Origin of the sequence: Thioalkalivibrio sp. ALE30 (genome assembly GCF_000377465.1) — a bacterium.
In the GTDB taxonomy this organism is placed as follows: Bacteria; Pseudomonadota; Gammaproteobacteria; order Ectothiorhodospirales; family Ectothiorhodospiraceae; genus Thioalkalivibrio.
This window is the reverse complement of sequence record NZ_KB898177.1, coordinates 70057-79581: the sequence shown is the minus strand read 5'-3', so window position 1 is coordinate 79581 and position 9525 is coordinate 70057. Positions and strand designations below refer to the sequence as shown.

At 68.3% G+C, this 9525-nt stretch carries 11 protein-coding genes; 10 read left to right on the top strand and 1 reads right to left on the bottom strand.

Going from position 1 to position 9525, the window contains the following annotated elements; genetic code table 11:
- Positions 1-91: 91 nt before the first annotated feature.
- Positions 92-1678, bottom strand: a complete 1587-nt coding sequence (gshA, locus tag D107_RS0112490) for a glutamate--cysteine ligase (protein ID WP_018881609.1) — start codon at positions 1676-1678, stop codon at positions 92-94.
- Between the two features lie 195 nt (positions 1679-1873).
- Between gshA and D107_RS0112485 the strand changes: the two genes are divergently transcribed.
- The 10 genes from D107_RS0112485 (at position 1874) to D107_RS0112440 (ending at position 9512) form a co-directional block, all read left to right on the top strand.
- Positions 1874-2272, top strand: coding sequence for a hypothetical protein (locus D107_RS0112485; protein WP_018877110.1), 399 nt, complete (start codon positions 1874-1876; stop codon positions 2270-2272).
- A 51-nt stretch (positions 2273-2323) separates the two neighbouring features.
- A complete protein-coding gene (locus tag D107_RS0112480) occupies positions 2324-3244 on the top strand; it encodes a helix-turn-helix domain-containing protein (protein WP_018881608.1) in 921 nt (306 codons plus the stop codon).
- Positions 3245-3357: 113 nt separating this feature from the next.
- The gene (locus D107_RS0112475; RefSeq protein ID WP_026280811.1) at positions 3358-4446 is read left to right on the top strand and encodes a methyltransferase domain-containing protein; all 1089 of its coding nucleotides are present in this window, start codon (positions 3358-3360) and stop codon (positions 4444-4446) included.
- Between the two features lie 20 nt (positions 4447-4466).
- Positions 4467-4931: a DUF302 domain-containing protein gene (locus tag D107_RS0112470; RefSeq protein WP_018881606.1), complete on the top strand. Its 465-nt coding sequence runs from the start codon at positions 4467-4469 to the stop codon at positions 4929-4931.
- 37 nt (positions 4932-4968) lie between these two features.
- Positions 4969-5544 carry a hypothetical protein gene (locus D107_RS0112465; protein WP_018881605.1) on the top strand — a complete coding sequence of 192 codons (576 nt, stop codon included), beginning with the start codon at positions 4969-4971 and terminating at the stop codon, positions 5542-5544.
- On the top strand, positions 5541-6086 hold the full coding sequence (locus D107_RS0112460) for a TlpA disulfide reductase family protein (protein ID WP_018881604.1): 546 nt from the start codon (positions 5541-5543) through the stop codon (positions 6084-6086). Before D107_RS0112465 ends, D107_RS0112460 begins: the two co-directional genes overlap by 4 nt.
- 156 nt (positions 6087-6242) lie before the next feature.
- Positions 6243-7445 carry a glycosyltransferase gene (locus D107_RS0112455; RefSeq protein ID WP_038035393.1) on the top strand — a complete coding sequence of 401 codons (1203 nt, stop codon included), beginning with the start codon at positions 6243-6245 and terminating at the stop codon, positions 7443-7445.
- 32 nt (positions 7446-7477) lie between these two features.
- A complete protein-coding gene (locus tag D107_RS13370; RefSeq protein WP_018881602.1) occupies positions 7478-7780 on the top strand; it encodes a diacylglycerol kinase in 303 nt (100 codons plus the stop codon).
- A 440-nt stretch (positions 7781-8220) separates the two neighbouring features.
- On the top strand, positions 8221-9039 hold the full coding sequence (locus D107_RS0112445) for a UDP-2,3-diacylglucosamine diphosphatase (RefSeq protein WP_018878462.1): 819 nt from the start codon (positions 8221-8223) through the stop codon (positions 9037-9039).
- A 53-nt stretch (positions 9040-9092) separates the two neighbouring features.
- On the top strand, positions 9093-9512 hold the full coding sequence (locus tag D107_RS0112440; RefSeq protein ID WP_018866745.1) for a hypothetical protein: 420 nt from the start codon (positions 9093-9095) through the stop codon (positions 9510-9512).
- Positions 9513-9525 lie beyond the last annotated feature (13 nt).

The following is a 9525-nucleotide window of genomic DNA, read 5'->3' as shown; positions in this document are numbered from 1 at the left end:
TGCGGGTAGAACCACTACCCGCTGCACGACGCGCCTTGTCTCGGAAAACAGGGGGCACCAACGCGGACGTGCGATTAAATCAGCGTCTCCCTCAGGAGGCGCGCAGCGTGCCGTCGAAGTAGCGGGCAAGGAAGGTATCGAAGTCCAGGGTATCGGCCGCCTCGATCGCGGCCTGCTCCGCCAGGCTCTGGCGCGCCAGGGCCTCCAGCGTCTCGGCGCGCGGCAGCGGGCCGTTGAAGCGAAACGCCTCGCGGTGCTGCGCGGACAGGCGGCTGGCGTAGCGGTAGAAGCCCTCCTCGCGCGCCATCATGTCCTCCAGCATGCGCGCCGAGGGCGTGAGGTCGGCCTGCTCGACCTTGCCCCACTGCTCGCTTAGCGCTCTACGGTAGGGGTCGCCCGGCAGTTCCTGGTCGAGGATCGCGGCGACCGGGCGCATCAGGGCCAGCAGTTCGCGCGCCCAGTCCTGCAGCCGTACAGACTCGTCCTGCCGGCGCAGCTCGAGGCCGGGGCAGCGGCCGTAATGCGCCACATCGAGCAGGTTGCGGTCGATCGCGTCGAGTTCGCCGTCCGCCAGCAAAGGACTGGGCTGCAGCAGGCAGGTCAGGGCAAACACCTCGAGAAAGCGCAGCTGGGTCTCGTCCACCCCCAGCGGGTGCTGCGCGTTGATGTCCACCGAGCGCAGCTCGACGTACTCGATCCCGCGTGCCTCCAGCGCATCGGTGGGCTTCTCGAAGCGCTCCAGCGGCTGCTTCGGGCGCACGGTGGAGTAGTACTCGTTCTCGATCTGCAGGATGTTGGCGTTCAGCTGGCGGTATTCGCCGTCGACCTTCACGCCGATGCGCTCCCACTCGGGGCTGAGCGTATTGATCGCGCAGCGCAGCGAGTCGACGTAGCCGCCCAGCGAGTTGTAGTCCGCCTTGATGCCGGTGTCCGCCTCCTTGCGGTTGGTGTAGCCGATGTCACCCATGCGCAGGCTGGTGGCATGCGGGAGGTAAGAGGTGTCGTCGTCAAAGTCCTCCAGCACCGCGCCGTGGCCCTCGAGGAAGGAATTGCACACGGCCGGCGAGGCCCCGAACAGATATGGCACCAGCCAGCCGAAGCGCAGCAGGTTGCGGATCATGCCCATCATGCGCTCGTCGCGGAACGCGCGGTCATCCTGCTCGCCCAGCACCCGTGCGAGCGCGGGCCAGAACTCGGGGCGCGGGGAGTAGTTGAAGTGCACCCCGGCGATCACCTGCATCTTGCGTCCGTAGCGGTGCCCCAGCCCGACGCGATAGACGGTCTTCATGCGCCCGGCGTTGGACGTGCCGTACTGCGCGACCGGGATCGCGTTATCGTCGGCGGTCACGCAGGGCATGGAGGTGGACCACAGGGTCTCGTCGCCGACATTGGCCGCGGCGAAGGCCTGCAGGTCGTGCAGGAAACCCAGTGTCTCGCGCACATCGTCGAATGGCGGGGTGACCAGCTCCAGCAGGGCCTCGGAGTAGTCGGTCGTGATATTCGGATGGGTCAGCGCCGATCCCAGTGCCGCCGGGTGCGGGGTCAGGGCCGGCGACCCCTGCGGGCCAACGCGCAGGGTCTCCTTCTCCAGGCCAATGCGCCCGTGCAGGCCCGTCCCCGCCAGGCGCTCCGCCAGCTGCGCGACCAGTCCCTGCAGATTGCGTTCGTCGGTTCCCACGGGCGTGCTGTCCTGCTCCAATCAAACCCGGCGAACATACCCGAATGCGCCTGCGGGGTCACATGCACCGCCGACCGGCACCCGAAAACCGCGCAACGCGGATCAGGAGACGGCTCCCACGCAAGGCGCGGATGACCTTGCCCTGCCGGTCCTATTAAATTAGGTTTTTCTTATACACAAGACATCGGGCGCCGCATGGAACCGGACACACAACGCCGCAGCTGGGACGAGATCCTGGTAGACGCCCTGCGCGCCCCTGCCACCGGGCTGTTCGTGCTCGGACTCGCGATGGGTGCGGGGCTGATGCACTGGGGCGTGGAGCGCCCCCCGACCGAGGGCGCGTTGATGGTCACGCTGCACAATGACAGCGACACGACCATCCGCGCGGTGCACTTCGATTTCGGGCACGACCTGTCCGAATCCAGCATTCGCGAGGGCGAGATCGCGCCCGGAGAGCGCCGGCGCGTAGCGCTCAACCACGTGCCGGGCGCCGGTTTCAATGTGGAAATCCGCTACGCCGACGGCCACGTCCAGGCGTTCTGTGCCAATCGCGGCGTGGACGGCTGGGCCCAGGAGGTTCGCGTCTACCGCTGAATCTGGCAGGCGGCACCGGCATGGCCTATACAGGACATGCGGGGTGAGAAAATGCCGCAACCATGGCCGAACATGCTGGAGCACTACGCCCGCGGGAACGGGGGACCGCACCTGCGCGAGACCCGCGCGGCTGCCTCGCCAGCGGTCGCCATGCTGGAGACCCGTCAGCCACCGGGCCTGTTCCACACCCCGGCCTCCGATGACCTGGTCCTGAGCCAGTCGTCCGGGGCCCCATTCCGCTACGTCTGCGATCTCGGCGCCGGGCGCTTCTCGGGACACACCCGCACCCGCGATTTCGTGGCCGTGGCCCCGGGGGCCACGCCCTGGTGCCGGGTCACGGACGCGGCGAGGGTACGGTTTATCGCCATCCCCGCCGACCTGGCCCGCCGTTGCCTGGACCGGCCCGCCGACGACCCGCTGGATTTCGGCCCCGTTCACAACCGCCACCACAGCGACCCGCTGATCGCCCAGGGCCTGGAGTGTCTGTGGCAGGAAATGGGTCGCGAGGACCCCGCCGCACACGTGTTCGTGGACAGCATGATGGCCGCACTGGTGGTGCGCCTGGCCCGCCTGACCAGCCAGGCCGCCCCGGCCGACCGCTGCCGGGGCGGCCTCGCACCGCACCGCTCGGCACAGGTCATCGACTACATGCAGACTTACCTCGACCAGCCGATCCGTCTCGCTGAACTCGCCGCGCTGTGCGACCTCTCCCCCTGGCACTTCGCCCGCGCCTTCCGCGAGACCCACGGCCAGCCGCCCCACCGCTACCTGACCCAGCTGCGTCTGGAGCGGGCGCGCGCCTTGCTGACCGAGTCGCACGCGAGCATCGGCGAGATCGCGACGGCCACCGGCTACACCCCGCAACAACTGGCCCGCCACTTCCGGCAGGCCTTCGGCATGGCACCCGGCGCCTACCGTGATCAGTACGGGGCGCCGCCAATCACCCGCGCGGACGGCCCCGAAACACCCTGACGCACAACCGCAAGATTCGCCCCCGCACCGCAAGCCCGTGACCGCGGGGGATCACCGCACGGCCTAGGCTCCGGGTAAAGCCAACCCCCGGCGCCATCGCGGAGGTCACCCGCATGCCGTCCGACCCGGAATACCCTGCGTCACCACAGGCCGTGGAGGCCTTTGCCGGCCACCTGGTCGAGGTCCTCAATCACGGTGCGCTGTGCCTGATGCTCTCGCTCGGGCACCGGACCGGTCTGTTCGATGCCCTGCGCGGGCGGCCCCCGTCGACCTCCGAGGCAATCGCCGCGGCCACCGGCCTGAACGAACGCTATGTCCGCGAATGGCTCGGCGCGATGGCCACGGCGGGGATCGTCACGGTGGAACCCGCCGGGCCACGTTTTGCCCTGCCGCCGGCGCATGCCACGTGCCTCACCCGCGCCGCCGCGGCCGACAACCTGGCGGTGTTCGCCCAGTACATCGCAGTGCTGGGCGCCGTGGAGGATGCGATTGCCATCGCGTTCCGGACCGGCGACGGCGTGCCCTACGAACGCTACACACGTTTCCACGAGGTCATGGCCGAGGACAGCGGCCAGTCCGTCCTGTCCTCGCTGGAGAGCGCCATCCTGCCGCTGGTGCCGGGCCTGACCGACCATCTCGAGCGCGGCATCCGCGTGCTGGATGTCGGCTGCGGCAGCGGGCGCATCATCAACCACCTGGCGGGGCGCTACCCTCGCAGCGAATTCACCGGACTGGATCTCTCGCCACAGGCCATCGCGCGCGCCCGCGCCGAGGCAAAGACGGAGGGGCTAGACAACGTCGTGTTCATCGAGGCCGACGCCGCCGAGATGGGGCACCGTCTCGAGGCCCGGAGCTTCGAACTGATCACCACCTTCGACGCCATCCACGACCAGGCCGATCCCCAGGGGGTCCTGCGCGGCATCCATCGCGCGCTGGTACCCGAAGGGATCTACCTGATGCAGGACATCCGCGGCTCTGGACAGATCCAGGGCGATCTCGATCACCCGCTCGCACCCTTTCTCTACACCGTCTCCTGCATGCACTGCATGCCGGTATCGCTCGCCCGGGGCGGCCCCGGGCTCGGTGCGATGTGGGGCGAACCGCTAGCCCGCGACTACCTGCAGCGCGCCGGTTTCCGCGACATCCGCGTACACCAGCTGGCCCACGACCTGCAGAACAACTGGTACGTGGCCACCCGATAACAACCCAAGGAGGCATTGCCATGAGCGCACAACACCCGATCACGACCCTGGCACTGGCCATCACCGCCGCCCTTGCGCTGGGCCTGGCCGCCCCGTTGGCGGCGTCCGAGCCCGACGATCACTTCATCATCCGCGACTGCGAACAGTCCCGCGAGGACCTGGCCCGGGCCATTCGCGAGTATGCGGAGAACGAGGAGGACTGGATCTTCCTGGCCGAGTTCGGCCTGGCCGGTGGCGACATCACCGCCCTGAAGGTCTGCTACCTGCCGCTGGGGCCGGACATCCTTGATGCCGGCCTGCACGTCGGCGCGATGATGCCCTGCGGCCACATCGGCCTGTACGAGGAGGACGGCAACACAAAACTGTCCATGCTGCACCCGAAGTTCATGACCACCCTGCAGCCGCACCCGAGCCTGGAGCGCGCGGCGAAAAACGCCGAACCGGCCTTCGAGGCGCTGCTGGATCATGTCCTCGGCGGACCGTAGGCGGCCCGGCCCCAATGGATCGCTTGCCCGTGAGACCATGATCTGCGTCCTGGCCCTGCTGGCGCTGGCCACGCCCATGGCGTCGGCCAGCGCCACGGAAACCCTGCAGGCTCGCACGGACGCCACCAGCGGCCTGATCACCTGGACGTGGCAGGGCGATGGCGTCTCGCTGGAGCTTGCGCAGCTGCTGCCCGATCAGACCCGCGCGTTCTTCCTGGGACGCGGCTTCGAGACCGAACATGCCGATCTCATTGCGGCGCACTGCGTCTTCCAGGCGATCCTGCGCAACAACCGCCCACACACCCCTATCGAGGTCAATCTCCACGACTGGAGCAGCCAGGGGCCGGAGGGGCTCATCCGCCCGCGCCCGAACTGGGACTGGGAGGCAACCTGGGCCCGACGGCAGGCCCCCGAAGCCGCCCGCATCGCCTTTCGCTGGGCCCTGTTCCCCGGCGAACACCGTTTCGAACCCGGCGACTGGCTGATGGGCATGATCCTGTTCGACCATCCGCCAGGCACGCCCTTTGATCTGACCCTGCGCTGGCGCGCGGCCGGGGAGCTCCACGAGGCGCGGCTGCCCGACCTGCGCTGCGCCGGCGAGGCGGGAGGATGATCGCCATGCCAAAGCTCGCGACCCTCCTGATCCTGTTGATTCTGGCCGCCATGACCGCCCCGGCCGCGACCGAGTCCCTCACCGCGATCGAGCCACGCCCGGATGCTCCTCCCCTGACACTCGAGGACCTCGACGGCCACGAGCATGACCTGCGCGACTACCGCGGCCGCGTCGTGGTCGTAAACTTCTGGGCGACCTGGTGCCCGCCGTGTCGGGACGAGCTGCCCTCCCTGCAGCGGCTATGGGAGGGACTGGGCCCCGACGGGCTGGTGGTGCTCGGGGTGAACGTCGGCGAGGACGCCGATCGCATCTTTTTCTTCACCGCCGACTACCCGGTGGACTTTCCCCTGCTGCAGGATCGCGCGGCCAGCGCGATCGATACCTGGCCGGTGCGCGGCATCCCCACCACCTTCGTGATCGACCCCGAGGGCCGCATCGCCTATCGCGCCATCGGCGCGCGTGAATTCGACCACCCCGGCATCACCGAACGCCTGCGCGAGCTGCAACAGGGGCGATCGTCCGAGCCCTCTACGACCGAATAAGGCGCATCGGGCGGGGGTACGCGGTACGGCCCGAAACCCGAACCGGCGGTCTGCGCGCGCAACAATTCCGTCGCAATGTCGTCATCACCTGGTCACACCCCCGGTCCACACTCCGGGACCTGAGTCTCGCCCCAAGGTGCAGCCGTGCACATTCTGATGCTGAGCGACGTGTACTTCCCCCGGATCAACGGGGTCTCCACTTCGCTGGCCAGTTTCCGCGCACAGCTCCGACAACTGGGCCATCGCGTCACGCTGGTGGTGCCGGCCTATCCTGGACTGGGCGCGCACCCCGGCCCCGACCCGCAGGACCCGGACCTGATCCGCATCCCGTCGCGCTACCTGGTAGTGGATCCGGAGGATCGCATCCTGAAGCCTCGCCTCATCCGCCGCTCCCTGCGGGAAGCCGGGATCGAGCGGGCCGACGTGGTCCATATCCACACCCCCTTCGTGGCGCACTACGCCGGGCTCAAGCTGGCACGCGACTGGCAGGTCCCGGTCATCGAGACCTACCACACCTTCTTCGAAGAGTATCTGCAGCATTACCTGCCGTGGCTGGCCGCCAAATGGCTGCGGGGGCTGGCGCGGCGCATCTCGCGCACGCAGTGCAACGCGGTCGACCGGGTGATCGCCCCGTCGACCGCCCTGCACCAGGCCCTGCTGGAGTACGGGATCAAGACGCCCATCGTGCGCCTGCCCACCGGTATCGACCCACAGGCCTGGACCGGAGGCGACGGCCACCTGTTCCGGGCGGAGCGGGGCATCGCACCCGGCCGCGAGATGCTGGTGCATGTGTCGCGCATCGCCTTCGAAAAAAACATCGGCTTTCTGCTGCAGATGCTCCAGCACCTGCGCGAGCGTCGCCCCGGCGTCCTGCTGCTGATCGCGGGCGAGGGACCGGCCCGGGCTGCCCTGCAGCGCCAGGCCGCGCAGATGGGCCTGGAGGACAACCTGCACTGGTGCGGGTATCTGGACCGCGAGACATCGCTCGTCGACTGCTACCGCGCCGGGCATGCATTCGTGTTTGCCTCCGCAACCGAGACGCAGGGTCTGGTCCTGCTGGAGGCCATGGCCTGCGGGCTGCCCGTGGTCTCCACGGCGCGCCTGGGCACGCTCGACATCCTCACCGACGCATCCGGTGCCGAAGTCGCTCCCGAGGAGCCCGCGGTGTTTGCCGAGCGGGTCGCCCGCGTCCTCGATGATCCCGAACGCCAGCGCGCCATGCGCGCAGCCCACGCCGCATGGGCGCGGGAATGGAGCGAGCGGCGTATGGCCGAACAATTGCTGACCGTGTATCAGGATCTGCTGAGCCCGGCCGACGCGCTCGGCACCCCGCATACCGCGGCCGACCGTCCTCGCTGACGGCCCTTCCCACTCCAGCGGACCAAGCGACCATGGCCAACGGCGGCGCTACCGGCATCACCCGCATCCTGCGGGCCTTTGGGTACTCCTGGAAAGGCCTGCGCGCCACCTTTCGCCACGAGGAGGCCTTTCGTCAGGAACTGATCCTGGTGGTCATCCTGGCGCCACTCTCGCTGGTGGTTGGCAATACCGGAGTGGAACGCGCGTTGCTGCTCGGCAGTCTGTTCCTGATCCTGATCATCGAGGTACTGAACTCGGGCATCGAGGCCACCGTGGATCGGTTCGGGCCGGAACGCCACAAGCTGGCCGCGCGTGCCAAGGGAGACGCTGATTGAATCGCACGTCCGCGCTCGAGTCGCTTTTGCATGCGAACAAGGCGCGGTGACTGCCGTGCAGTCACTCTGCACAAGGGAACCGTAACGCTGTGCGCGCGCAAAAGCGGCCGAGCCCCTGCTTTCAATGGCTTGTGGGGTTGGTGCCCCCTGTTCCCCGATCCTGCGTTGCGCCGCTTGCGGGTAGAACCACTACCCGCTGCACGACACGCCTTGTCTCGGGAAACAGGGGGCACCAACGCGGACGTGCGATTCAATCAGCGTCTCCCTTGGACATGGGATCGGCCGCCGTGCTGCTGGGCTTTGCCAACGCCACCCTGATCTGGCTGCTGGTCCTCTGGCCTTAGCCACCCGCCACCGTCATCACGCAATCGTCACTGCAACGCCATGGTGGCGTCACCCGGATGCGCGATGCTCGGCAAAACCCCGAGCGGGAGCCCGCGATGGCCACCCTGGATTGCCGCAGCCTGTTCCTCTCCGACCTGCACCTGGGCACCCGGGAGTGCCGCGCGGACTACCTGCTGGACCTGCTGCGCCAGGTCAATTGCGATCGTCTGGTACTGGTCGGCGATGTATTCGACATCTGGGCCATGCGCCGGCGCATCTTCTGGGACGCGACCCAGGCGGCGGTGGTCGAGCAGGTCCTGTCGCTCGCCCTGCACGGGGTCGAGGTCATCTACATCCCCGGCAACCACGACGAGTTGGTGCGCGGCTTTGTCGGTTCGGAGATCCGCGGCGTGCGCATCGAACGCGAACTGGTGCACTGGACCGCCGATGGCCGGCGCTTCCGCGTAACGCATGGCGACGAGTTCGACGGGCTCGTACGCCACAGCCGCCTGGTACACGCCCTGGGCGATCTCGGCTACAACCTGCTGCTGCGCGGCAGCCGCTACCTGAACACCATCCGACGCCGCCTCGGGCATCCGTACTGGTCCCTGTCGGCCTGGCTCAAGACCCGCGTGAGCGGGGCGGCGCGGGAATATATCCAGCGTTTCGAGCATGCCGCCGTCACCGCCGCGCGCAAGGGCGGCTTCGATGGCTGCATCTGCGGCCATATCCACAAGCCGAACGTCCAGGCGTTCGGCGACATCCTCTACTGCAACGACGGTGACTGGGTCGAGCACTGCACGGCCCTGGTGGAAGATCGCTCAGGCCACCTCAGCCTGCTGCACTGGTCGGACCATGGCTCGATGCAACAGGCCGAGTCCGGGGCAACCGCGACCGAGGCCTTCGATCTCGAGTCGATACTGACCCGGCGATAACCGCGCGCCAATCCTGTCACCCGGGCGTCATGGCGCTGTAGTACCGTGGTCACATGAACGAATCGCGATCGCGCCACTGGGCCGGGGCCGGCGCCGACCTGCTCCTGCTGCTGCAATCCATCCATGACACCGAGCAGGCCCGCCGCCTGGCGCGGGTGGCCGGCTGGGTCCTGGTCTTCGCCGGGGTCATCGTGGTGATGCTGGGCGTGCTGGTGCAGCACATGCCCACGATGCTCGAAGGCACACTCGTGGCATTGCTGGCGCTGGTCGGCGGCTGGCTGCGCAGCCGCCTCGCCGCCACCCTGCTGATGCTGCTGATGGCCCTGGGGCTGGCCACCGGCCTCGCACTGGGCGCCGCCACCGGCGGGCTCCTGCTGCAGGTCGCGCTGTTCGGCGTGGCCCTGCGCATGGTCGAGGGCTGCTTCCGCTTTCGGCACGCCGACGCTGCCGGGCCGGGCGACAACGCCCAATAGGTTCCAAAGCAGA